General features: G+C 46.3%; 19 protein-coding genes and 1 tRNA gene. 17 read left to right on the forward strand and 3 right to left on the reverse strand.

The window, feature by feature from the left end:
• The first annotated feature begins 238 nt into the window (after positions 1 to 238).
• The 4 genes from JCM15548_RS11550 to JCM15548_RS11570 all read left to right on the forward strand — a co-directional run bounded on the left by JCM15548_RS11550 (position 239) and on the right by JCM15548_RS11570 (position 3,728).
• Positions 239 to 772 (forward strand): FKBP-type peptidyl-prolyl cis-trans isomerase, encoded by a 534-nt coding sequence (locus JCM15548_RS11550; RefSeq protein WP_062125573.1) that lies wholly within the window; start codon positions 239 to 241, stop codon positions 770 to 772.
• 253 nt (positions 773 to 1,025) lie between these two features.
• The gene (aroC, locus tag JCM15548_RS11560; protein WP_062125496.1) at positions 1,026 to 2,102 is read left to right on the forward strand and encodes a chorismate synthase; all 1,077 of its coding nucleotides are present in this window, start codon (positions 1,026 to 1,028) and stop codon (positions 2,100 to 2,102) included.
• A 42-nt stretch (positions 2,103 to 2,144) separates the two neighbouring features.
• The gene (locus JCM15548_RS11565) at positions 2,145 to 3,554 is read left to right on the forward strand and encodes a dicarboxylate/amino acid:cation symporter (protein WP_062125499.1); all 1,410 of its coding nucleotides are present in this window, start codon (positions 2,145 to 2,147) and stop codon (positions 3,552 to 3,554) included.
• A gap of 100 nt (positions 3,555 to 3,654) precedes the next feature.
• Positions 3,655 to 3,728, forward strand: a tRNA-Pro gene (locus JCM15548_RS11570).
• Positions 3,729 to 3,747: 19 nt separating this feature from the next.
• On the opposite strand, the gene JCM15548_RS11575 is transcribed toward JCM15548_RS11570, so the two are convergent.
• Entirely contained in the window at positions 3,748 to 4,749 is a 1,002-nt protein-coding gene (locus JCM15548_RS11575; RefSeq protein ID WP_062125501.1) for an LLM class flavin-dependent oxidoreductase, read from the reverse strand.
• A 376-nt stretch (positions 4,750 to 5,125) separates the two neighbouring features.
• Here JCM15548_RS11575 and JCM15548_RS11585 point away from each other — a divergent pair, with 376 nt between their 5' ends.
• From JCM15548_RS11585 to JCM15548_RS11620, 9 genes are all read left to right on the forward strand, one after another.
• Positions 5,126 to 5,707 carry a TetR/AcrR family transcriptional regulator gene (locus JCM15548_RS11585; protein ID WP_062125505.1) on the forward strand — a complete coding sequence of 194 codons (582 nt, stop codon included), beginning with the start codon at positions 5,126 to 5,128 and terminating at the stop codon, positions 5,705 to 5,707.
• 184 nt (positions 5,708 to 5,891) lie between these two features.
• Positions 5,892 to 6,356, forward strand: coding sequence for a DUF2147 domain-containing protein (locus JCM15548_RS11590; RefSeq protein ID WP_062125507.1), 465 nt, complete (start codon positions 5,892 to 5,894; stop codon positions 6,354 to 6,356).
• Positions 6,357 to 6,411: 55 nt separating this feature from the next.
• On the forward strand, positions 6,412 to 8,757 hold the full coding sequence (locus tag JCM15548_RS11595) for a TolC family protein (RefSeq protein WP_062125509.1): 2,346 nt from the start codon (positions 6,412 to 6,414) through the stop codon (positions 8,755 to 8,757).
• A gap of 48 nt (positions 8,758 to 8,805) precedes the next feature.
• Complete coding sequence (locus JCM15548_RS11600) at positions 8,806 to 9,210, forward strand: efflux RND transporter periplasmic adaptor subunit (protein ID WP_062125511.1); 405 nt, start codon at positions 8,806 to 8,808, stop codon at positions 9,208 to 9,210.
• Positions 9,207 to 9,893, forward strand: coding sequence for an efflux RND transporter periplasmic adaptor subunit (locus JCM15548_RS11605; RefSeq protein WP_062125514.1), 687 nt, complete (start codon positions 9,207 to 9,209; stop codon positions 9,891 to 9,893). Before JCM15548_RS11600 ends, JCM15548_RS11605 begins: the two co-directional genes overlap by 4 nt.
• A 44-nt stretch (positions 9,894 to 9,937) precedes the next feature.
• Positions 9,938 to 13,066: an efflux RND transporter permease subunit gene (locus JCM15548_RS11610; protein WP_083985107.1), complete on the forward strand. Its 3,129-nt coding sequence runs from the start codon at positions 9,938 to 9,940 to the stop codon at positions 13,064 to 13,066.
• A 110-nt stretch (positions 13,067 to 13,176) separates the two neighbouring features.
• Positions 13,177 to 13,299 carry a hypothetical protein gene (locus tag JCM15548_RS25485; protein WP_262487011.1) on the forward strand — a complete coding sequence of 41 codons (123 nt, stop codon included), beginning with the start codon at positions 13,177 to 13,179 and terminating at the stop codon, positions 13,297 to 13,299.
• 74 nt (positions 13,300 to 13,373) lie between these two features.
• Positions 13,374 to 13,640, forward strand: coding sequence for a hypothetical protein (locus tag JCM15548_RS23920; RefSeq protein ID WP_227625733.1), 267 nt, complete (start codon positions 13,374 to 13,376; stop codon positions 13,638 to 13,640).
• A gap of 21 nt (positions 13,641 to 13,661) precedes the next feature.
• Entirely contained in the window at positions 13,662 to 15,269 is a 1,608-nt protein-coding gene (locus JCM15548_RS11620; RefSeq protein ID WP_227625734.1) for a Gfo/Idh/MocA family protein, read from the forward strand.
• Here JCM15548_RS11620 and JCM15548_RS11625 read toward each other — a convergent pair.
• Positions 15,259 to 16,821, reverse strand: coding sequence for a methyl-accepting chemotaxis protein (locus JCM15548_RS11625; protein ID WP_062125516.1), 1,563 nt, complete (start codon positions 16,819 to 16,821; stop codon positions 15,259 to 15,261). The two genes, JCM15548_RS11620 and JCM15548_RS11625, sit on opposite strands and share 11 nt — an antisense overlap.
• Positions 16,822 to 17,235: 414 nt before the next feature.
• Here JCM15548_RS11625 and JCM15548_RS11635 point away from each other — a divergent pair, with 414 nt between their 5' ends.
• Complete coding sequence (locus tag JCM15548_RS11635; protein ID WP_062125520.1) at positions 17,236 to 17,556, forward strand: hypothetical protein; 321 nt, start codon at positions 17,236 to 17,238, stop codon at positions 17,554 to 17,556.
• Between the two features lie 53 nt (positions 17,557 to 17,609).
• Here the strand turns inward: JCM15548_RS11635 and JCM15548_RS11640 are convergent, their stop codons facing one another.
• Positions 17,610 to 17,906 (reverse strand): bacteriohemerythrin, encoded by a 297-nt coding sequence (locus JCM15548_RS11640; protein WP_083985103.1) that lies wholly within the window; start codon positions 17,904 to 17,906, stop codon positions 17,610 to 17,612.
• A gap of 1,005 nt (positions 17,907 to 18,911) precedes the next feature.
• Between JCM15548_RS11640 and JCM15548_RS11645 the strand changes: the two genes are divergently transcribed.
• The 3 genes from JCM15548_RS11645 (at position 18,912) to JCM15548_RS11655 (ending at position 24,224) form a co-directional block, all read left to right on the forward strand.
• Positions 18,912 to 21,668 carry a phosphoenolpyruvate carboxylase gene (locus JCM15548_RS11645; RefSeq protein WP_083985104.1) on the forward strand — a complete coding sequence of 919 codons (2,757 nt, stop codon included), beginning with the start codon at positions 18,912 to 18,914 and terminating at the stop codon, positions 21,666 to 21,668.
• A 199-nt stretch (positions 21,669 to 21,867) separates the two neighbouring features.
• Positions 21,868 to 22,881 (forward strand): glycoside hydrolase family 43 protein, encoded by a 1,014-nt coding sequence (locus tag JCM15548_RS11650; protein WP_062125525.1) that lies wholly within the window; start codon positions 21,868 to 21,870, stop codon positions 22,879 to 22,881.
• 122 nt (positions 22,882 to 23,003) lie between these two features.
• Positions 23,004 to 24,224: a vWA domain-containing protein gene (locus JCM15548_RS11655; protein ID WP_227625735.1), complete on the forward strand. Its 1,221-nt coding sequence runs from the start codon at positions 23,004 to 23,006 to the stop codon at positions 24,222 to 24,224.
• Positions 24,225 to 24,249: the final 25 nt, after the last annotated feature.

A 24,249-nucleotide genomic window follows, 5' to 3' on the forward strand; every position in this document is an offset into this window, starting at 1 on the left:
AAGGGTTGGGAAGGGTTGATAGGGTTGGGTGGGGGGTTAGGGGTGAATGTTTTTAGATGTCAGGGAGTTCCGTTAAAAAAGTGTTAAAGAGCAGACTTTCCACTATTATCTTTTTGATAAGAGTCAAAATCTCTGTTTCTTTGTATGATAATTGCTACAAAGCATTATTTCTGTTGTATTGTTCTGTGCTATGATGTTGGAACAGTGCAACATATTTAATTTTTATAAAATAGATACCATGGAAATTGGAAGAAACAAATTTGTATCATTGACTTATCAGTTAAGATTGAATGGTGCTGAAGGTGAAATGATTGAAGAAACCACCAAAGATAGTCCGCTTGAGTTTTTGTTTGGCGCCGGTCGCATGATCGAGATGTTTGAGCAAAAGCTGGAAAGTATGAAAGCGGGCGACAGCTTTAATTTTGATTTGAAAGCCGACGAAGCATACGGACAAGTCAACAATGATGCAATTGTTGAATTGCCAAAAAATATTTTTGAAGTAAACGGAGCTATTGACGAGGAGATGCTGACGGTTGGAAACTCTATTCCTATGCAGGATGCTCAGGGTAATCGTTTGAATGGCATCGTTCTTGAGTTGACAGACGATACAGTTAAAATGGATTTTAACCACCCATTGGCCGGTGAAGATCTGCATTTCTCAGGTGCTGTTCTGGCTGTGCGTGAAGCCACTGAAGAAGAGTTGGTGGAAGCTGCCGGTTGTGGTACGGATGGTTGCGATACAGGTGGCTGTGGTTCAGGCTGTAGCTGCTAATCAATTCTCCAGAATTTGAATAAAAAGGGAACTCTCTGTATGGATGGTTCCTTTTTTATTTGGGTACAGTCCGGATGCCAAAGTCCAACGGCTGGCAACTAATTCCGCTCTCTTTTTTGTAGAATGGATTGGATGCTGTATTTTTGAAGGGTTGACGGAAAGGTCAATCTCTTTTTATGCAATTCCGTACGATTTAAAACAGAGGCCCGGGGTTGCGTTTTAGTTTGTTGTTGTTAGAATTAAATACTAAAAAATGGCAGGTAATTCATTTGGAACACTATATAAGCTGACCTCTTTTGGAGAGTCGCACGGACGTGGCGTTGGTGGTATTTTGGAAGGGGTAATGCCTGGACTGGAGCTGGATATGGATTTTATTCAGCATGAACTGGACCGTCGCCGGCCGGGACAATCAGAAATAACTACGCCGCGGGATGAATCGGATCGGGTGGAGTTTATTTCCGGGGTGATGGATGGGAAATCGACGGGTACACCTTTGGCCTTTGTTATCTGGAACAAGGATCAACGCTCTGGCGATTACAATAATTTGAAAGATATATACAGGCCTTCGCATGCCGACTATACCTATCAGACGAAGTATGGAATCCGCGACCACAGAGGGGGAGGACGTTCCTCGGCCCGCGAGACCATAGCCCGTGTGGTGGGTGGAGCGGTGGCTAAATTAATGCTTCGCAAATTGGGTGTGAATATTCAGGCTTACGTCTCCCAGGTAGGCGCTATTAAAATGGAAACGCCCTATCAGGAATTGGATTTGGAGGTGGCCGAGACCAACATTGTTCGTTGTCCGGAACCGAAGATCGCTGAAAAAATGATCAGCTATATTGATGGCATCCGTCGCGACCACGACTCTGTGGGAGGGGTGGTTTCATGTGTTATCAAGGGTGCGCCTGTTGGTTTGGGCGATCCGGTGTTTGATAAATTGCATGCCCGTCTGGGACAGGCCATGCTGAGCATCAATGCCGTGAAAGGTTTTGAATATGGCACTGGCTTTGGTGCCGTTGAAATGCTGGGTTCTCAGCACAACGATGAGTTTTATATGAAGGATGGACGGGTGCATTCGCGCACCAACCGCTCAGGTGGGGTGCAGGGTGGCATCTCAAACGGCGAGGATGTCTATTTCAGAGTGGCATTTAAACCGGTTGCTACCATTCTTAAGGATCAGAACACTGTTGATAATGAGGGCAATGAGGTGGTTATGAAGGCCAAAGGGCGTCACGATCCCTGCGTGGTTCCAAGGGCCGTGCCCATTGTTGAGGCCATGGCGGCCATGGTGTTGGCCGATGCCGTTTTGATCAATAAAACCTATTTGTAACTGTCCGAATTCACCCGCTTTTTAACTTCAAAAATGGATGGAATGAAGAGGATTCCGCTTTATGTTCAGATAATTATTGGTTTGGTGGCCGGTGTAATATGGGCATTGTTGAGCGGGTGGCTGGGATGGTCACATTTCACCGCTCAGTGGATTGCTCCTTTCGGTCGCATCTTTATCAATTTGTTGAAATTAATTGCGGTACCGCTGGTTTTCTTCTCCATAATTGGCGGCATTATCAAGCTGGGGAATCCTAAAAATCTGGGTCTTCTGGGTGGTAAAACCATGGGGCTTTATCTGGCGACCACCTTGTTTTCCATTTTTCTGGGTCTGCTGATTGTCAACGTGGCCCAGCCGGGCAAAGCGTTTGACGAACAAATGCGCATCGAAAACCGCATCAATTATGAAATATGGTTGCAATCTGAAGGACTGTCGCCCAAGGATGGTCGCTGGATGATGAACAATCCGGCTTACCAGACCATTTTGGCAGAAGTGGGTAGCAGAGTGGGTTATGAAGAAATTGGCTCTGTGGGCGACCGGCTGGAAGTGGCTCAAAAAGCCGCGGAGCGGGGACCTTTGACTTTCCTGGAAGAAATGGTGCCGGAAAACATTTTTCTGGCTTTGGGGGACAATCGCAATATGTTACAGGTGATCTTTTTTGCCCTCTTTTTTGGTGTCTCGGTGTTGTTTATCCCCAAGATAAAAGCCGAATCCATTACCACCATCATGGATGCCTTGTCCGACACCTTTATAAAAATGGTGGATATCGTGATGTGGGGCGCACCCTATTTCGTCTTTGCTTTAATGGCGGGCATGGTAGGGGAGATAGCCGGCGACAATCCGGCTATGGTTCTGGAGCTCTTTAAGGGCCTCACCTGGTATTCTTTGGCTGTATTAGGAGGCTTGTTGTTGATGGCCTTTGTGGTGTATCCCGGACTCATGTCCATCATGGTCCGCGGGTTATCATTCCGGGAGTTTTTACGTGGTATTTCTCCCGCCCAAATGCTGGCCTTCTCAACCAGCAGCAGTGCAGCCACCTTACCGGTGACGCTCGAGTGCGTGGAAGAAAATCTGAAAGTCGATAAAAAAATTACCAGCTTTGTGCTGCCCATAGGCGCCACCATAAATATGGATGGTACCAGTCTGTACCAGGCCGTAGCAGTGGTCTTTCTGGCTCAGATGCACATGGTGGACTTGTCCCTGGCCCAGCAGTTAACGGTGGTACTGACCACCACCCTGGCCAGCATTGGCGCCGCTGCCATTCCCGGAGCCGGTATTGTTATGCTGATGGTGGTTTTGACCTCCGTTGGTCTGAATCCTGCCTGGATCGCTATTATATTGCCGGTGGACCGGATTCTGGATATGGTCCGAACGATGGTCAATGTCACCGGAGATGCCATGGTGGCCACGATAGTGGCAAAGACCACGGATCTGGATCACATAGAGAATGAATAATGGACATGGGTCTTTTGAGATGTATTTCCCCTAAAAAAAAAATAAATCAGCTTCTGAAAGCTCTCAATTAAATTTTTTATAAATTTGCAATCACACAAAACGGGGTGTAGCGCAGCCCGGTAGCGCGCGTCGTTCGGGACGACGAGGCCGTGGGTTCGAATCCCGCCACCCCGACAATAAAGATCAAGGGTTTTTATATCTCCTGCATTATTTCTCCAAATAAGCGGGTGGATTTTAGGCGGTCTTCAATGGCAAACATGGTGGATACGGCAATAAGTTCTTTCACATGGGTGGCCTCCAGGAATTCCAGAATCTGCTTTTTTACGGTTGGCTTACTGCCTACAAAAGAATATTTCAGCATTTGATGGAGGGTAGGATGATTCATCATTTCCTTTAGATCGTGGGTCATGTCAGTTGGCTGCTGTAAACCATTTTTGGCTCCGGTTAATATCCCTATGAACATCCTGATGATGGTGGTAAACAGCTTTTGGGCCTCTTCATCCGTATCTGCCACAACAATATTGACACCTGCCATGGTGTAGGGTTGTTGTAAAAATTCTGAAGGTTGAAATTCCTCGTGATATATCTTCAAAGCCTCAAACAAATGGGTGGAGGCAAAGTGGCTGGCAAAAGCATAGGGCAGTCCCATTTTGGCTGCCAGGTGGGCGCTGTCGGTACTGGATCCCAATATGTAAAGCGGTACATCTGTGCCTTCGGCTATGGTAGCTCTTACATTTGAGCTTTTGTTTTCAGGGGAAAAGTATTGTTGAATCTTTTCAATTTCCTGAGGAAAGGATTGCGAGGCCTGCCTGAAATCAGATCGAATGGCCTGTGCTGTTTGTGGATCTGTGCCGGGAGCTCTTCCAAGACCTAAATCGATACGATGGGGATACAAGTGAGCCAGGGTGCCAAATTGTTCAGCTATTATTAATGGGGAATGGTTAGGAAGCATAACACCACCTGAACCGACCCGGATGGTTTGGGTATTTTCTGCCACGTACCCTATAAGGATGGAGGTGGCACTACTTCCAATAAAGTCAGAATTATGATGCTCGGCAAACCAATACCGGCTGTATTTGAGCGCTTCCGCTTCTCTAGCCAGTGCCAGAGAATTGTGAAGTGTCTGCTTAATGGTTCCACCTTGGGGGACTAGTGCCAGCTCCAGAATGGAATAGGCTGTTTTTTTGTTGTTCATAGGTCTAAATATCTTCAAAAATGGCCATGTTGAATTCGCCAAATGTGTTGTACTTCTTTTAAGATAAGCACTACTCGTGGCTTGTATCTTATTTGGACGTGTGGCATATTGGTTAAACAAAAACGAGTGATTATGGTTTTCTGATTTTGCGAGTCTAAGAAAAGGCGCCGCAAGTGCAGGTGCTCCTGAATGATCTCGCGCCGAATTTTCCAATTAGCTATCAGGGTTAATGCTTTGACTTTTAAGATCTGTCCTTTGGTAGTGTGGGGGAAAACCACCGAAAGAAAGTTGTCGGCACTTTTTTCTGCTCTTCCTCTTGCGTATTTAAAAAAAATAGATTTACTTTGTGAGTGAATACTAACTAACATATCGAGAAATGTTTTCTGAACGGCAACAACAAATAATAGATGCCTCCATTATTCTGATTGACAGATTGGGGATTCAGGGATTTACCATCAAAAATTTATCTAAAGAAATTGGTATTTCGGAACCTGCCATTTATCGTCATTTTGATAGTAAGGTGGCTATTTTGTCGGCCTTGCTGGATTCTTTTAAGCTGAAAATATTCAATTATCACACTTTTCAGTCAGAGCATGCCGATGGGGATTCGGGAGAGGAGCGTTTAAAGCACTTCTTTTCAATGATTTTTACTTTTTTCTCTGAGAACCCCACCTTTGTTTCAGTGATTTTTGCTGAAGAAATTTTTCAGAATGAAATTCGTCTCAGCCAAAAGGTGCTGGAAATTCAGGAACTTAATGAATTAGCGATTAGCAAAATGATGGGCCAGATACCGTTGAGTTCCAAAATGGCTGATACGCCCAAAGATTTCTTGTCCATGATGTTTTTAGGTCCGGTGCGCCTGCTGGTGCGCCAATGGAAAACTAAGGGCTATGCTTTTGATTTGAAGAAAAAGGGCGCTGAATTGGTCGATACCATCTTAAGATCCTTGCAGGGATGACCGGCCTTGGTCGGACGATCAGAGAATAAAGAGGGGATTTGGGGAATTACATGGGCCTCCCTTTTTTTTCTTTTAGAAGTTAGTGAGTATTAACTAATGTTGCCTGGTCGAAATACCCCAACCGAATTTAATGGTTCATTAATAATAAAACTTTATGCATTCATCTATTAAGAAATATGCAGCTATGAGTGATCTGGCAATCATTTTCATGATACTTCTTGTAATGGCCCTGGTGACCATTAACAGTCTGGCAGGTATCCCGACAAAGCAGAGCAACGCTGATTCTGCAGATATTTTTGGTTTTTATTTAATCCCTAATGGATTAATTATTGAGTTGTACGCGGATGGGAATTCTGTTTCAGGAAGGATAAGTAACACCGACAATTACAGTGAAAGGAAGGATGTGAACCATCCGGATAAGTCGCTTAGAGACCAGCCGCTGTTGGGAAAGCGGATTGTTTCCGGTCTGACCTTCAGCTCCAAAACCAAGGAATGGACTGGTGGTCAAATGTATGCACCGGATAAAGGGATAACAGTCGATTTAAAAATCCTGTCTGTCCACACGGACCATCTCATGGCTGAAGGCAGTAAATTTCTGTTTTCCAAAAAGCTCAGATGGGAAAAAACAGCTCCGCCTGAAAAGGAATAAAAGGGCCTTTTGTCCTGGTATTCAGTTGATTTATAAAAGAAATAAAGAATGGATTATGAGACGGTTATTATTAAGAAATGGTTTTTTGGTTCTATTGATGGGCTTGTCGCTTATGGTGTCGGCACAGTCCTATACCATAGGATTGATTAAGGATGGCAGCGGAAAGGAGTTTGATGAGCTGACACAAAACATAGAGACAGAAATCAGGGCTTTATCCGGTATTTCAAACGATATCCGTTTTAAGGTGCTGAATGCGGACTGGCAAAGCTCTTTGTCGAGACAGCACCTGAATACCTTTATGGCAGATGATGAGGTAGATATGATCATTGCGCTTGGGTATATTAGTTCTGATCTGGTCGCCCATCTGGAGGATTATCCCAAACCGGTGATGGCAGCGACCATCCTGGATAAAGAATGGCAACAACTGGCCATGCTTCCCGATAACAGTTCAGGCATTCCTAATTTTGCCTGGATCGATTCCTTTGTCCGTTTGAAATCAGATATTCATCAGTTTGCTCAGGCTTTTAATGTCCGGCAGCCGGTCTTGATTCTACCGCAGGCACTTTATTCAGAATTTCCCGAGTTGTTGGATTTCCTGAAGACCATCTCTGACGATTACGAATGGTCGGTGGTGCCGGTTGATGCGGATACAAATGTGGGGCCTTTGTTGCAGCCGGGTGCTGACGCGGCTATTGTCCTGCCGCTTGTGCAAAATTCTCCCGCATATTTGATGGGGCTTTTTCAGGAACTTAATGAGCAAAGCATTCCGAGTCTGGTCATCAACGGACCCGGCTATCTGGAATATGGAGCCACCACCACTTTTTCAAACGCCTATTTGTTTCAAAAACTGGCACGGCGACTGGCGCTTCGGGTTTTGAAGGTGACCGAGGGTCATAACCTTTCCGGATTGTCTGCGGTGGATATGCAGGACCAGGATGGGGTAGTGGTCAATATGGAGGGGCTCCGGCAAATGGGGCTGTTTCCCAAATGGTCCTTTTTGGAAGATGCGGTATTGTTGAATGTGACCAAAATGCCTGGTGAAGAGTTGACGCTGCAACGGGCTGTTGCGCTGGCTCTGGAAAACAACATAGCGGGAAAATTGGCACATCAGGATGTTTTATTGGCGGATATGGAGGTGAAAATGGCCCGTGCCAATACCTTGCCGCAGTTGAGTGTTTCGGGAACCGGCGTTCAGTTAAGTACCAATTTGGTGGAAGCTTCTATGGGCCAAAGAGGCGAGTTCACGGTTACCGGTTCGGCAACACTGCAACAAATCATCTATTCCGAATCGGTGTTTGCCAATCTGTCCATTAAAAAGCTGTTGGCAGAGCATGCAGAGATCAGTGGCCGACAAGCGGCGCTGGATGTGGTAGTGGATGTTTCGGCGGCTTATATTGCTTTGATACATGCCAGGAATAACTGGCAGATAAAAAATGACAACGTTCAGGCGAACCGACAGAATAGGACAACGGCCAAAATGATGGAAGCCGGTGGAGAAGGGAGTATTTCGGATCTTAATCGCTGGGAGACAGAGTTGAGTCTGAGTCAAATAGAATTGGGCACGGCCGAAGCCAACTATAAGGTGGCCATGTACCGGTTAAATGAACTGCTCAACCAACCCATAGATCAAACCATCGCTTTGCCTGTACAGCAAGAAATAGAAAGCCTGGTGCTCAACCACCAGACTATTTTATCGGGTTATTTTGAAGATCCCCTTCTCGCCGAGTTGTTGGCCGATTTTCTGTTGGAGGAGATGTATCTCCATTCTCCTGAATGGGAGCAGTTGCTTTCGGCCGGGAAAATGGTGGACCGGCAAAAAGCAATGCATATCCGCAAGATGTATCGCCCTGAGGTGGCCCTTTTTGGAGGAGCCGATCAAGCTTTTATCAGGGAAGGAACCATCAGGAACCCTCAATTACCCGTGCCTGCACCTCCGGATGATATTACATGGAATGTGGGTCTTCGTGTGAGTCTGCCCTTGTTTGAAGGGGGCAGAAAGAAAGCAGAAGTTCAGCGCAGTACCATTGAACAGGAAAAGATTGCGTGGCAACAAGCGGATTTGGTTAACCGGATGGAATCGGGCATACGCTCTAATGTGCAGTTGCTGCTGGCTTCTTACAGAGAAGTCTCGCATTCAGAATCCGCAGCCAAAGCTGCGGAGGAAAATTACCAAATAACCCGGAATGCCTACGCACAAGGCGCTATTAGCGTGACGCAATTAATTGATGCACAAAATGCCATGTACAGAACCAGGCAATTGGCCTTGACCGCTCGATCGAAGTATGTCCTTAACATCATAAAGACAGAACGTTTGCAGGGTTATTTTTCCTTTCTCGAACCTGAGCACGAAAAAGAGGCTTACAAATGGAAGCTGACCAACTACCTGACTGAAAGGAAGTAAACCTGCGAATCTGGTGTAGGTAATAGAACAGATACTAAAAATTGAAATATGCGACTTAAATATTTATTTCTGATTCCCTTGTCTTTGGTGGCTTGTAAAAGCAAGGAGGTTGAAAAGGAGGCGATCCGACCGGTTTTTTATGAGGTGGTTGAATCTTCATCCATGGGTGAGAAGCGCTCCTTTTCCGGTGTGGTGCAGGCACGACTGGATACAAAACTAAGTTTTAAGGTGGGTGGGGTGGTGGCGCAAATGCATGTGCAAATGGGGGATACGGTGAAGGCCGGTGACCTTATTGCCCGTCTGGATGACGCCGATTATCAGGTTAATTTCTTTAAAAGTGAAGCTGCGCTTAAAAATGCAGAGGCCCAGATGAAGATGAGCGCATCTGCCTTGTTACGCATGGAGCATCTTTATTTGAGCAACAGTGTGTCCCTGAGTGATTACGAAGCATGAAGGCCCGGCATGAAAATACTGAAAGCATGCTTTGCACCGCCCGGGCACAGATGACAGCTGCCCGGAATCAGCTGGATTACACCCTGCTGAGTGCCCCTTTTTCGGGGGTGATATCTACTGTTCTCGTCAGAGAAAATGAAATGATTGGTTCCGGAATGCCCGTTGCCATAGTGGCCTCTGCCAATGATCCCGAGGTAGCGACGGCCGTTCCTGAAAGCATTATTGGTCGGATAGTGCAGGGCGATCAGGTGAGGGTGCATCTGGCCAGCCCCAAGGCTACTGCGTTAACAGGTGTTGTTTCTGAAATCAGTCCGGGCAACGCCAGATTGTCCGCCTATCCGGTAGTGATTCGGCTCAATGATAGCGGAGACCATTTGCTGCCGGGCATGACCTGTACGGTAATATTCTCGCTGGCCGAAGAAGGGTCCGAGAGGGACAACGCGGTTTTGACCGTTGCTGCGGATGCAGTGGGCAAAGACCATTCGGGTCATTTTGTTTACCTCGCCGCAAAAACCGACGCGCCCGATATCTACTCGGCCGTTAAAAGAGCGGTAACTGTAGGTCAGCTTAAACCGGATGGCTATGAAATACTGGATGGTGTGGCGGCCGGGGATCTGGTTATTACTGCAGGTCTAAGCTTTTTACATGATGGCAAAGAAGTTAAACTGATGAAGGATGAGTGATTCAACAGACTCGCTTTAAGATTTTACGCATAAATGAGCATCCCATGAATTTTACAAAACTAACATTGAATAACAATCGGGTAACCCTCATTGCTATTCTGGTCGTTGCCCTGTTGGGCGCCATTAATTATTTCCAACTGGAAAGGGACAGTATGCCCCCCTATACGGTAAGAGTCGCCTCCGTTGTAAGCAGTTATCCCGGTGCTGACCCGTTGACTGTCGAGGCATTGGTGACCGAACCTTTGGAGGAGGTCATTCGCGAAATGTCAGAAATCAAAACCATTGTCAGTGAGTCGCGTGAAGGCTTGTCGGTGATTATTGTTGAACTGAAGGTAGAGGTGGATCAAGACCAGCTGTCCGCAGTGTGGACCAGGTTAAGAAACAAGGTGGCTGATTTAAAACCGGCTTTGCCCCAGGGGCTGTATGGACCTGTTGTGAAGGATGAGGATGTGGGTTCTGTATTTGGTATTATTTTGGGCGTGGTGGGGGATGGTGTTCCTTACAAAGTTTTGGAAGATTATGCCGCGGAGGTAAGGGATGATTTGCTTTTACTTCCGGACGCGGCAAAGATTAAACTGGGGGGCGTTCAGGCCGAGCGGATATTTGTGGAGTATGACGACAAACAATTGGCACGTTACGGGTTGGATGCCGGTAAATTGCGAAACATTATCTCTGCCACCAATGTGCTTTTTCCTGCCGGAGAGATCAATCTGGGGCGACAGCGGATAGCCCTGGAACCTTCGGGAAGGTTCCAGTCGGTGGATGATCTGGCCAAGATTTTAATCCCCATCACATCCGGCACAACGGTGTATCTGGAAGACATCACCACACGTATTTACAGTGACTATGTATCACCACGTGAAAAAATGGTGAAAATAAACGGAAAACCGGCCATTGCCCTTTTTATTTCCTTGAAGGATGGTGCCAACATTGTCAGGTTGGGTGAGGAAGTGGACGCCGCTTTACGCTTGCTCAACAGCCAAATGCCTTTGGGTGTGGAAGTGGTGCGGTCGGCTTCTCAGGACCAGGTGGTGGATGGTCAGATCAATGATTTTCTGATCAATCTGTTGCAAAGTATGGTTATTGTGCTGGTGGTGATGTTTATATTTTTGGGTTTCCGCACCGGCTCACTCGTGGCGGCATTGGTTCCCATGGTCATCATTGTCTCTTTCTTTTTTCTGGGACTGCTGGATCTGGGATTCAATAAAGTCTCTCTGGCGGCGCTCATCATTTCTCTGGGCTTGTTGGTGGACAACGGGATTGTGGTTTCTGAATCCATTCTGATCAATAAGAATAAAGGGATGTCCACTTTTGAAGCGTCGGTCTATGCCGGTAAAATTCTTTTCATTCCATTGTTGATTTCTTCTCTAACGACTTCGGCGGCTTTTCTGCCTTTTGCTTTGGCGGGCACCCCCATGGGCGAAATTTCCTCCCAGCTTTTTTGGGTGGTTAGTTCTACGCTTTTAGGTTCATGGATTCTGGCATTCACCTTGATACCGCTGCTGGCGCTGTGGATTGTCAAATCGGAAAAACCGGGAAAAGTGAAAAAGGAGCGCTTGATGGACCGGTATATGGATAAGGCCAATTTATGGTACAACGGTGTACTTGTCCGTGTTTTAATGCGCCCCTTCCTGTTTCTCGGATTTATCAGCACTTTGTTTATTCTGGCTGTGTTTTTAGTGAAGTTTTTACCCTTTAAGTTGGTGCCCGACAGTGACCGGAATCTGGTCACGGTGGATATCAAATTCCCTTCGGGGACACAAATTGAACATACCGTGAAGGCGGTGGATGAAATTGGGGATTTTATTCTGAATCGTTTGCTGGTCCATCCAGTGGATGCAAAAGATCAACCGGGGGTATTGGATTTTTCTTCCTTTATTGGGGAAGGTCCTGAGCCTTACGACCTGGGCTATTTCAAAAATGAAGTGAATTCAGGTTACGCGCACATGCTGTTAAACACCACCGGGGATGTGGACAATGATTTTATCATAGCTCAGGTGGACAGTTTTTGCTTTAATCACATTCCGGATGCCGACATTCGTGTCAACCGGCTGACCGGTGCGGGGGCTTCCGGTACACCCGTGGAAATCAGAATTTCCGGCAATGATCCGGAAAAGCTAGCCCTCCTTTCCGGACAGGTTAAGACCCATTTGACGGGTATTAAAGGGGCCCGCAATATTGGGGATGACTGGGGCCCAAAAATGAAGAAGTTGAAGGTGGACATAGATCCGCAAAAGGCACGACGGGCCGGATTGACCAATATGGAGATTGCGCAGGCGCTCAATACGGGCTTCTCGGGTATGAAAGTGGGTGATTTTTATGAAGCGGATCAGCAAATTCCCATTTTGTTGAAAAGCGGAAACAGCGATGCCCAGGATATGGCGACGGTCCGGGCTTTTAATATTTTTTCTGCCGCCGCAGATCGCAGTGTGCCTTTGGCAGAGGTCGCCGATGTACATGTGGACTGGCAATTTTCCAAAATTATCCGCCAGGATTTGAAAAGAACGATGACGGTTGAGGCTTATCTGGAGAGCGGCTATACGGCCTCTGACATATTTAAGTCCATAGCCCCCTGGATGGAAGCACAGCAAGAAACCTGGGGAAACGGCTACAGTTATGAATTTGGTGGTGAGGATGAGGACAGGAATGAAAACCTGGGGGCTATTTTTTCCAATTTGCCACTGGCCTTTTTTATCATAGTAATTCTTCTGGTACTGCAATTTAACTCCATGCGTAAAGCCACTATCATTGTGCTGTCCATACCCTTGGGAATGATAGGCGTGGTAGCAGGATGGTATATTGGGGGGTCGTTTGTCAGTTTCTTTGGAATTCTTGGCGTGATTGCTCTGGCCGGCATTGTCATCAACAATGCCATCATTTTAATCGATCGCATCGATGTTGAAATGGCTGAAAATCCGGCAATAGATCCTCGGGATGCCTTTGTCCAAGCCGCAAACAACCGGTTTCGTCCCATTGTACTAACAACGCTGACCACCTCCATGGGGATGCTGCCCCTTTGGTTTTCGGGCGACTTGCTGTGGGAGCCGCTGACTCTGGCCATTATCTTTGGACTCTTTTTTGCCACACTTATTACGCTGCTTTTTGTGCCTGTTCTTTACCGCCTGTTTTTTAGAATTTCTTTCAGGGATTATCAGATGAAGACGAACGAATAATTCGCTTGTTTATAAATCTCATGGTTGATTTTGTGATTTTTTTGCATCTTTAGGGTCTCAGATTTTTAAGGATGCATTGAGGCGGTAATAAATCAAAAAGAATAATAAGCATGGCTCTATCTTCAACTCAACTGACCTTGCTCGTCATAACACGCGTGCTCATCGGCTGGCACTTTTTATACGAAGGAGTCAGTAAAATCGCGAATCCCAACTGGTCGGCTTATGCTACCTGATCGACTCGAAAGGCCCTCTGGAGGGTTTTTTCCTCTTTTTGGTGTCGAGTCCTTTCCTGGTTAAGGGGGTTGATTTGTTAAATATTTATGGCCTGACCTTGATTGGGGTTGGACTGATGGCCGGTTTGTTTACCCGTGTTTCGCTGATCGGTGGAATGGTCTTATTGGCCTTTTATTATTTGTCGCATCCGCCATTGCCACTTTTGAGTTACAGCATGCCTTCTGAAGGCAGTTATTTGATTGTGAATAAAACACTCATTGAGCTGTTTAGTATGGCTGTTCTGTTGGTATTTCCTACCTGGCACCGGATTGGGATAGACCGCCTTTTGAAAATTTCTTAATCAATTAACCATATTGTTGCCATGGGGATGAAGGATGATAAAAATAAGAACACGGATAAGGGGGACCAAAAAGCGATCGGACCAAAGGTGAAAATGGACCGCCGCGATGTGTTGAAGGGGATTGCTACCTTACCTATATTTGGCGCCTTTGCCTACAGTTATTACAAACGTCGCAGTCACGAACATCTGCTCAAAAGTAATTTAAGACGGGGCATTGGACTCAGTTACGACGCGCCGGCACCTGCCTATCCGTCTGTTGCTCGTGACAACCAGATCCGACTGGGCATTATTGGTTGTGGTATTAGGGGTACGCAATTGTTGAGAGCTGCCGGCTTTGCCCATCCTGCCTGGATGGAGGAGGTGAAAGCCAATGCCGCGGTGAACCGGCACGATAAGCGCTACGAGGAATATCTGGCACAGGAGGATTTAAATGTGGTGATTACCGGGGTGTGTGATGTGTTTGACGTGCATGCCGGTACGGCCATGGAGGCAGCAGTCAATTCGCAAAAGGAGGGCAGCAGCAGATCTTCTGTGACTCAACCCAAACGATACCGTCATTATCAGGAGCTAATAGCGGCCGATGATGTGGATGCCGTTATTATTGCCACACCGGATCACTGGCATGGGCCCATGACCATTGAGGCGGCCAGGCACGGTAAGCATGTTTATGTTGAAAAGCCTTTAACCTGGACGGTGGAAGAGACCTATGAAGTACGAAAGGTCATTAAAGATAGTGGGGTGATTTTTCAGTTGGGACATCAGGGACGGCAGACCGAGAGTTATATCAAGGCGAGGGAGGCGGTAGAGGCGGGACTGCTGGGTAATGTATCCCTGATTGAAGTCTGCACCAACCGAAATGACCCCAATGGTGCATGGGTTTACCCCATTCACCCGGATGCCAATCCCAACACCATTGATTGGAAGCAGTTCATTGGTCCGGCCCCCTGGCACGACTTTAGTCTGGAACGTTTTTTCCGCTGGCGTTGCTGGTGGGATTACAGCACGGGACTCAACGGCGACCTGCTGACCCATGAGTACGATGCGGTTAATCAAATTATGAAGGTCGGAATACCACATTCGGCCATGTCGTCGGGCGGTATCTATTTTTATAAGGATGGGCGCACGGTGCCGGATACCCTGCAAGTGGCTTATGAATTTCCTAAAAAGGACCTGACCATGCTTTACAGTGCGACACTTTCGAGTGGCAAGTATCGTCCCAAGTTGTTTATGGGGCATGATGCCTGCATGGAGGTGTCCGACCGACTGGTGGTCACGGCTGAGGAACAATCTACCCGCTACAAGAATAAAATTATAAGTGGAGAAATTGATCCGCGATATCCCATCTATAATTATACGCCCGGTAAAAAGGATGTGGATGCGGTGACTTCAGCCACTGAACAGTACTTTGCCAGCAGGGGCTTGTTATACAGCTATCGCGATGGTAAACGGGTGGATACCACTTATTTGCACATCGCCGAATGGTTGGATTGCATACGGTCGGGACAACAGCCCAGCTGTGATATTGACCAGGCTTTTGAAGAGGCCATGACTGCCCATATGGCCACCATTTCCTATCATGAGAAACGCATGGTTTTTTGGGATGAGGACAAAGAGTTGATTACGCTCTGAAAAAACCAATGGCTTCTTTGAGGGTTTCTGCCTGGGCCGCCAGCTCTTCGGAGCTGGATGCCAATTCTTCGGAGGCTGCCGAGTTCTGGTTGGTGACCTGCATGAGCGACTGGATGGCATTATTGATCATGTCGGCGCCGATGCGCTGTTCCTCGCCTGAAGCGGATATTTCTTTCACCAATTCTGCGGTTTTCTCAAATTCTGGAACCAGTTGCTCCAGCATTTCCCAGGTGTCCTGGGCCACTTGCAGACTGTTTTTGGTTAATGCATCAATTTCCAGGGCAGCCTTTTGGGTACTTTCTGAGAGTTTACGGACTTCCCCTGCTACGACAGAAAATCCCCTGCCTGCTTCTCCTGCACGCGCGGCTTCTACGGCGGCGTTGAGCGACAGTATATTGGTCTGGAAGCTGATGTCTTTGATGACACTGGAGCGCTCGGTGATTTTTTTCATGGCTTCCAGGGTTTCATGAAAGGCTTCCCTCAATTTAATGATTTGTTGCGCTGAGTCAACAGCAATTTTGTCTGTTTGCTGCGCATTACTGGTATTTTGCAGAATGGAGGATACCATCTCTTCCATGGAGGTGCTGATTTCTTCCGTTGAAGCAGCCTGCTCAGAGGCCCCGTCAGCTATCACCTGTGAGGCGGCACTCATTTGCTGGGAGGCAGTGACGACATTGGAGGCGCCTTCATGAATCTCGTGGACAATTTGCCGGAGTCGGTGAATCATTGCTTCCAGTGATTTTTCCAATACACCTACTTCATCATTGGTGCTGATAGCAATGTCTACATTCAGATCGCCGGTGGACACCTGCTCGGTTTTACCTGACAATTTTTCAATGGGCGTGGATATTTTTTTTCCTATAAAATAGGCGATGATAACGCCTATTATGGTAAGTAACAGGGTGGTAATAAGTACGATGACAATGGTAGAAAAGGCCTCTTTTTTACGGGCCTCTTTGGTTTCATTGATGACGGTGTCAATGTCATCGTAATAGAGTCCTGTGCCTACGACCCATTCAAATGGTTCAAAATAAATGGAGTAGCTGCGTTTGGGCATGGCAATATCGGACCCCAGTTTGGGAAACCAGTATTCGGTGACCCCGCCACCGCTTAAGGCCACATCAATGATGTTTTTTACAAAGAGGTTGCCGTTGGCATCTACGTAATCCAATCGACTGGTGCCCACCAGATGTTCTGTTCCCGGCATGGATACATGTATGCCTTCTTTGGTGTCGGTAAAGAAATAACCGTCCTCACCATAAAATAAGTTCTTCAGCATGTAGGCGGCCAGTTCTTTGGCTGGCTCCTCTTCCAGTTCGCCGCTATCCACTTTGTCGGCAAAGCCCTGAAGCATGCTGACGGCCGTTTCAACTTCGCTTTGGAGCAGACGATCAAAGGCCGACATCAGTCTGGTTTCCAGATCAGCCACTTGTCTCTCAGACGCCCGGTAGGTGATGGTGCCAAACAGGAGGGTGATGATAAGTGCTAAGGAAGTCAGGGTGATACCCGTGAAAAACAGGATCTTGTTTCTGATTTTGGCAAAGAATTGCATGCGACGCGATTTAGTTTTGGATGCATTTAATACGGCAGGAAGCTCCGTACAGTTTCTTCTAGAGGGTTAATATTTAGGTGGATGGTGTTAAAAAATGTCATGGAGTGCCGGGGCGATTAATGGGTGTAAGGGACGGTTGATAGCTAAATATCTCATTACCATAATTTTTATGAAGTACAAAGGTCGAGCCCGAATGGAAAAAATAATTATTTATTAAAATGGTGCATTTTTTTTCTGGTTTTGCTTGCATAATTTCTAACGATGCATTACTTTTGTATTGGGTTAGGGTTAAGGTTAAGAGAGGGCTCGTCAGAATGCTGACGGCCCTCTCTTTTATTATACCCAATTCTAAGCCTTTGTTGGCTTTCTTTCCTGATCGGGACATGCCCGTTATAATTGGATAAACTTTACGGAATGAAGAAAATAGGACTGCTTTTGGTTTTTGTATGGACCGTCTGTGTGATGAACGGGCAGAATGGACCTTACAGAAGTGAAGTCTTGTGGGTAACTACCCCCGACCATAGCAATTGGTTGTATGCTTTGAATGAGGAGGCCCATATTACGGTGGCTTTGTATGAATATGGTATTTTGCAGGATGATCTGGAAATATCCTATAGCATAGGGCCGGAATTATGGTTTATAACTTACTGTCGGGTGATAAAGAAGCGCTCATCACCCCTGTCAATGAGCATTGGATTTCAACCACAACCCGTTACGGCATCATGGAGTGGATAAAAAAGCAGCTGAAATAGTTGGTTTTATGGTCCTGTGATCTGCACCGGACTGCCTTATTTTTTTCCGGCAAATTTGGCATATTCCATATCTTCCCTTTTGATGTGTTGGGTGATCCAGTCCATTAAAAAATGGGTGACCTCATAAGAGGCGGGAGCCGTCCCTTTTTTATACCGGTGCAGGTAATCCGCGGCCTGTTCCGCAAAAGCCGCATGTGATTTTTTGTGGGCTTCGAGACCGTGAAAACCTATTTTCTCCATGAAAGCTTCTTCGTTTTGGAAGTGTATCCTGGCATATTTGATGAGGTCGGTTAACAGTATTTCCAGATTATCGTTGGTGGCGCATTTTTGCAGGCTTCATAAAACCGGTTGAGGGCGGCAAAAAGGGATTGATGCTCCTGATCAAGAGTATCTATGTTCACGCTGTAATCTTTGGTCCATTCTATCATATGGTTGTTGGATTTAATTTACCGACGCATCTTTGATGTTCTGAATCTATCTGTTGGTTATTGACCGATAGGTCCTGTGTCCATTGTAGGTACATATTTGATGATGTTTGGTGGTTTTGGCGCATTGTGCTGCCACTAAAGTAGGTCATGTTACAAAAATAGGATTATTGCCTTTCACTACAACAATTGTATGTTAAATTTTTGTTAAGTTGTTTTTCTAAGCGGGGAGGTGGTTAAATACGTATTTGGTTAAGTGGTTTAATATAAGTTATTTGGGTCAATGATCAAGGAGCTAAATAAAATAGAGGGGCTTGAAAAGCAAAACTATAAGGTTTTATTATTTAGTTTATCATGATTGTTGTTTAGAATGAGTCCAAATAGTATTGTCTGATTTTGTGATAAATTTTTTGATAATCAGCAAAAATACGGTTGTACAATTTGATATGAATATAAAATGAATAAAAAATGAATAAAAAATGAATAAAAAAACTACCAACATAGTAGGATTCTAAAATATTCCCTTTATATTTGCAACTGGGTTAGGGTTAAGGTTAAGGAAGGGCATGTCAGAACGTTGACAAGCCCTTCCTTTTTTTATGCCATTAGGTGTCTGATCCATAGCCATATACAGATCCATAGTGGTCAAACTGCTGCGCTTCCCGATTTGTTCTTCTTCCCATTTTTCTCATCTGGCCGCCTGGCCTTGTTTTATTCGGAATTATTTGCGTTAAATCATTGTGATTTTGTCAATCGATGTTTCGATTCACGTATTATTGCCTTATTTTTGTTTGGCGTAGGTTTAAGTTGATGACAATGTCCATTGAACTCAATAAATCGGCGCTTGTTTACTTTTAACAGACTTAATAATGGGCGATACTGCCTGCTTTTTTTTTACCATCAAAATATTCTTATGAGAAAAGAAGTGCCTGAAAATGAGATTGCTGTTATTAAACAGCAGATTGAGACGGAAGGATTCCATAAAATTGAACAGGATTTAGATTCTGTGAGTCTCTTTTTGCGCGAAATGCTGGAGAACTTGCATGAGGATTCGGTGGCCGAAGTTTTATCGGCCATCAATAAGGATGAGGAAGTGCTGTCAAAAACTCGGGTGTCGGAAGATAAGCTGGTGCAGGCGCTGAGTATTTTGTTTCAATTGATGAATCTGGTTGAAGAGAATTCGGCCGCTCAATATCGCCGGAAGGTTGAAAATCGTTTGGGGGCCTCCTTTATTCGTGGTTCATGGGCGGAAACCTTCACCAAATGGCAAAAGCAAGGTCTGAGTGAGGACCAGATTGCGGCCATATTGCCTCATGTTCTGGTCAATCCGGTATTGACCGCTCATCCCACCGAAGCCAAAAGGATATCCATTTTGGAACTTCACCGCGAATTGTATCTTTTGTTGGTAAAAAAGGAGAATGTGATTTGGTCCGAGACGGAAAAGAAGGTGATTGATGAGACCATTCATGCCTTGCTGGAACGTTGGTGGCGCAGTGGGGAAGTTTATCTTGAAAAACCGGATGTGAGTTCGGAACGCAGCAGTGTTTTGCACTATTTTACCCGTGTATTTCCGGAGGCTTTAAAGTTGAGCGATGAGCGCTTAAAATATACCTGGCGGGCCTTTGGTTTCGATCAGAAGAAATTGCAGGAACCAGAGCAGTTTCCGACGATTTTATTGGGCAGTTGGGTAGGAGGCGACCGCGACGGTCACCCCTATGTGACGGCCGATGTAACCCGTGAAACATTGATGGAACATCGCATGGCGGCATTGGACCTGATTGAGGGACAGTTGGTTGAACTGACCACTAAGATGAGTTTTTCCGATAACCGAAATGAGGTGCCCCAAAACTTACTGGATCGGATTGATGGGATGAAGGATGCTTTGGGTAAGGCCGGACAGAAAGCGGTGGATCGTAATCCCCACGAACCTTGGCGACAGTTCCTCAATCTTTGTCTGGTCAAACTGGTCAACACCCGTAAAGAACGCGACAGAGGCAGTGAGGCGCTTTATGTTTCTGCGGCTGAATTGCAGGATGATTTACGGTTTTTAAGGGAGAGCCTGCTGGAATTAGGTGCTGATCTTATTGTGGATACTTTTCTTTTTCCGGTGGAGCGACAAGTGAAAGCTTTTGGCTTTCACCTGGCCCGTTTGGATATTCGGCAGAACAGTGCTTTTCACGATAAGGCTGTTGAGCAAATGTTGGCTTTTGCCTCCAGTAACGATACCGATTTTGCCAACTGGGACGAAGAGAAAAGGATTGCTTTTCTGACCGAGGAGCTAAAAAGTAACCGGCCATTTGTGGTTTCCGGGGCATCGGTTGGACCAGAAGCCAATCAGGTGTTGGATTGTTTCAGAACTGTTAAGAACCATATTGAGAAATATGGATCGGATGGCATTGGTTCCCTGATTGTGAGTATGACACGTGGTGTGAGTGATTTGCTAACGGTGTACCTGTTTATGCGGGAAGTGGGTTTATTGGATTCCGGACTTCAGGTGGTTCCTTTGTTTGAAACCATTGAAGATTTGGACCAGTCCCCTGCCATTCTTGACAGGTATCTGGCACATCCGGCTGTCCGCTTATTGGAGTTGCCCACCGGATTGTTTCAGGAAGTGATGCTGGGGTATAGTGACAGTAATAAGGATGGTGGCATTGTGGCCAGTCGCTGGAATATATACAAGGCAGAGCGGGTGCTGACGGAGGTGGCCAACAAGCATGGGGTTAAATTGCGGTTTTTTCATGGTATTGGCGGCACCATCAGCAGGGGAGGTGGAAAATACCACCGTTTTCTGGACAGTATGCCCATGGGTTCATTCAGCGGGGAGATTAAACTGACGGTGCAGGGGGAAACCATTGCGCAGCAGTTTGCGAACCTGGTCAATGCCAATTATAACCTGGAAATGTTGTTATCGGGTTCTGCACTGCAGACGGGGTATTATCTGTATCCGCCTGAGCAGAAACCGTATCCCTTTGAGGCCTTGGACATGCTGACCAAACTGTCGTTGGATTACTATCAGAAAATGATCAAGCACCCTGATTTTATTAAGTTCTACAGTGAGAGCACGCCCATTGATGTGTTGGAGCAGAGCAAAATCGGATCTCGTCCGGCGCGGAGAACCGGCCGCAGGTCGCTGGCCGACCTTAGAGCCATTCCGTGGGTGTTTAGCTGGAACCAGTCGAGGTACAACTTAACAGCCTGGTATGGTGTTGGGTACGGACTAAAAACGATGCAGAAGGAGCATCCCGACCTATACAGGCAATTACAGGAAAATGCCCATAAGTGGCCTTTTTTAAGATATACGCTGATACATATCGAAACCGGCTTGCTAAATGCGGATACGGGATTGATGACTTCCTATGCGGCCCTGGTTCAGAATGAGCAGGTTCGTCACGAATTTTTAGACCGGATACTCAACGAACATAAAGAAAGTATTCAACAAGTAGCTTCGTTATTGGGCGACCAGACCCAGAGTCGCCGTGTGAGCCTTTTGGAAAATATCAACAGAAGAAAGCGTCCGCTTTTTTCTTTGCATCACCTGCAGGTGAATAAACTCAGAGAATGGCGGATGGTAAAGGAGGAGGAGCGTCAAACGGAGAAAGGGAATGCGCTTCTTCAAAAATTACTGGTGATAACTACGGCCATTTCCGGGGGTGTTAAGAATACGGGTTGATGCCATTGTAATTATTTGACACACCGTTAGAAGGAATTTGAAAACATGCTTATTCGTCATCCCAAAATCTATGGGTGGATTTTTGAGCGGGAAGATTTACCCATTAATCCACCCTCTTTTTATGGGCTAATGATATCTTTGAGTTATTGATATGGATAAACATGCTATTTAGATCGATCATTAACTTAAATTATAACTGATGAAAGTAAAACAGACGTGGAGGCTTTTAGCTTTTTTGCTAGTTGCGAGCAGTTGGGTAGCCGGATGTAGTCAGCCCGCTGAGGAAATTAAATTCAATAACCCTTTGGCCTTGCAAAGGGCGGATCCATGGGTTCATAAGGCCGAGGATGGTACTTATTATTTGATTGCGACTGCTCCGGAATATGACCGAATTGAAATTCGTAAAGCCAATACCATTAATGGTTTGGCTACAGCTGAGGCGAAGGTTATTTGGCGTAAGCATGAGTCTGGTCCCATGGGTAATCATATCTGGGCGCCTGAGCTTCACCGCATTGATGGTAAATGGTACATTCATTTTGCCGCAGCTCCGGCAGAGGATCGTTGGAAGATTCGCATGCACGTGTTGTCTAGCGAGTCGGACGACCCAACCACCGGAGAGTGGGTGGAAGAAGGTCAGATTCAGACGCAGCGCGATGATTTTGCCCTCGATGCCACTACTTTTGAGGTGGAAGGAGAGCGCTACCTGATTTGGGCAGAACGTGCCCAGCCCCATAATACCGGTTTGATCATTGCTAAAATGAAGGATCCCATAACGCTTGAAGGACCTGAAGTGGTGATTACTGAGCCTGAATATGAGTGGGAGAAGCATAAGTATCAGGTGAACGAGGGGGCCGCTGTTTTAAAGAGAAACGGCAAAGTTTTCGTTTCTTTTTCTGCCAGTGCCACAGATGCCAATTATGCCATTGGACTGTTGTGGGCAGAAATAGGGGATGATTTGTTGGATCCTGCTTCCTGGAATAAGTTGCCGGAACCGGTATTCTATAGCAATGAAGAATTCAACCGATATGGTCCTGGTCACAACAGTTTCACTGTGGCTGAGGATGGCAAAACGGATGTGATGATTTACCATGCCCGTGATTACAAAGAAATTGAAGGCGAATCTCTATACGACCCCAATCGCCATACCCGTGCCCGGGTATTGCACTGGACCGAAGATGGTATGCCGGATTTCAGACAAGGTATCGACGATTAAGCTGGTTTAACAACCTGGTAAAAAATTATTTTGGGCGCTGAGGCGCAACCAATTATAACGAGACCCATCATTCTAACAATGATGGGTCTTTTTTTTTATTTAATTACTTAATCTACCTGGTTATGAAACTGTTTAAAAACATGCATTGGCCCTTTATTTTTGGGTTTTTATTTTTTCTCTCTGCCTGTGACGGTGATGAATCGGTGACAGGAGAGGACAAGGACAGCGCTCGCACTGAAGGACACTTTAGCTTGTCGGACGGCGGCTCATCTTCCGGCGGCAGTGGGGGAGGAAGCGATAATGGAAATGGCAATGACAACGAGGATTATGCGGGTCTGGTAACGGCCGGTGAATGGAATGATCTGGAGAACTGGACCTTTTGGGAGAGCTTGCTCAATGGCCAGGATTATTCCGAAATACCTGAATACTGGCAGTTTTATACCAATAACCGAGTGGCTTTTCTGGTGAATGGGGTTGGTGGTTCGCTGGTCAATGCTAAAGTCGAAATCTCCAAGGGTGGAACTGTTGTGGGGGCAACGCGCACCGATAATCTGGGCAGGGCGGATATTTGGTTGGGCTTGCATCAGAAGGAGACGGTGACCGATTTGTCGGCTTACTCCCTAAAGATCAATGGCACTGTTCAGACTGTAAATCTGAAGCGCTTTGTCGAGGGGGTCAATGAAGTCACTTTAAGCAGCAGCCCTGAGAACTTATCGCGGGTGGAGCTGGCTTTTATTGTGGATGCCACGGGGTCGATGGGCGACGAGCTGGAGTTTTTGAAGGCGGATCTGAAAAGTGTGATTGAAACGGTTGAAAGCGAAAATGCAGCGATAGATATTTTGACGGGTACGGTTTTTTACCGGGATGAGGGGGATGAGTATGTGGTGAAGCACTCCGGGTTTACAACAGACATTAATACCACGGTTGATTTTATTGGGCAGCAGGTAGCCAATGGAGGTGGCGATTATCCCGAGGCGGTACATACGGCCCTGAGCACTGCCATGAACGAATTGCAGTGGTCGGACAATGCCAGAACCCGCATCGCCTTTCTTATTTTGGATGCGCCCCCGCATTATGAAACAGCCATTGTCAATGACATTCACAACAGCGTGAAGCTGGCCGCGGAAAAGGGCATTAAACTGATTCCTGTGACGGCAAGTGGTATTGACAAGGAAACCGAATTTTTGATGCGCTTTTTGGGCATTGTTACCAACGGGACTTATGTGTTTATAACCAACGACAGTGGAATTGGCAATGATCACATTGAGGCCAGTGTGGGTGATTATGACGTTGAGTTGCTCAATGCGTTAATGGTACGGCTGATTAAAAAATATTCAGAATAAATCGTAATTTTGGTGGACCGTGACA

This window comes from Geofilum rubicundum JCM 15548 (assembly GCF_000974365.1).
Lineage (GTDB): Bacteria > Bacteroidota > Bacteroidia > Bacteroidales > Marinilabiliaceae > Geofilum > Geofilum rubicundum.

Coding starts and splice junctions, on each gene's coding strand:
- JCM15548_RS11635 (WP_062125520.1), top strand. CDS start 17,236: ATGAAGAAAATAGGACTGCTTTTGGTTTTTGTATGGACCGTCTGTGTG.
- JCM15548_RS11590 (WP_062125507.1), top strand. CDS start 5,892: ATGAGTGATCTGGCAATCATTTTCATGATACTTCTTGTAATGGCCCTG.
- JCM15548_RS11595 (WP_062125509.1), top strand. CDS start 6,412: ATGAGACGGTTATTATTAAGAAATGGTTTTTTGGTTCTATTGATGGGC.
- JCM15548_RS11655 (WP_227625735.1), top strand. CDS start 23,004: ATGAAACTGTTTAAAAACATGCATTGGCCCTTTATTTTTGGGTTTTTA.
- JCM15548_RS11610 (WP_083985107.1), top strand. CDS start 9,938: ATGAATTTTACAAAACTAACATTGAATAACAATCGGGTAACCCTCATT.
- JCM15548_RS11620 (WP_227625734.1), top strand. CDS start 13,662: ATGGGGATGAAGGATGATAAAAATAAGAACACGGATAAGGGGGACCAA.
- JCM15548_RS11600 (WP_062125511.1), top strand. CDS start 8,806: ATGCGACTTAAATATTTATTTCTGATTCCCTTGTCTTTGGTGGCTTGT.
- JCM15548_RS25485 (WP_262487011.1), top strand. CDS start 13,177: ATGGCTCTATCTTCAACTCAACTGACCTTGCTCGTCATAACACGCGTG.
- JCM15548_RS11645 (WP_083985104.1), top strand. CDS start 18,912: ATGAGAAAAGAAGTGCCTGAAAATGAGATTGCTGTTATTAAACAGCAG.
- JCM15548_RS11605 (WP_062125514.1), top strand. CDS start 9,207: ATGAAGGCCCGGCATGAAAATACTGAAAGCATGCTTTGCACCGCCCGG.
- JCM15548_RS11650 (WP_062125525.1), top strand. CDS start 21,868: ATGAAAGTAAAACAGACGTGGAGGCTTTTAGCTTTTTTGCTAGTTGCG.
- JCM15548_RS11565 (WP_062125499.1), top strand. CDS start 2,145: ATGAAGAGGATTCCGCTTTATGTTCAGATAATTATTGGTTTGGTGGCC.
- JCM15548_RS11585 (WP_062125505.1), top strand. CDS start 5,126: ATGTTTTCTGAACGGCAACAACAAATAATAGATGCCTCCATTATTCTG.
- JCM15548_RS11550 (WP_062125573.1), top strand. CDS start 239: ATGGAAATTGGAAGAAACAAATTTGTATCATTGACTTATCAGTTAAGA.
- JCM15548_RS11625 (WP_062125516.1), bottom strand. CDS start 16,821: ATGCAATTCTTTGCCAAAATCAGAAACAAGATCCTGTTTTTCACGGGT.
- aroC (WP_062125496.1), top strand. CDS start 1,026: ATGGCAGGTAATTCATTTGGAACACTATATAAGCTGACCTCTTTTGGA.
- JCM15548_RS11575 (WP_062125501.1), bottom strand. CDS start 4,749: ATGAACAACAAAAAAACAGCCTATTCCATTCTGGAGCTGGCACTAGTC.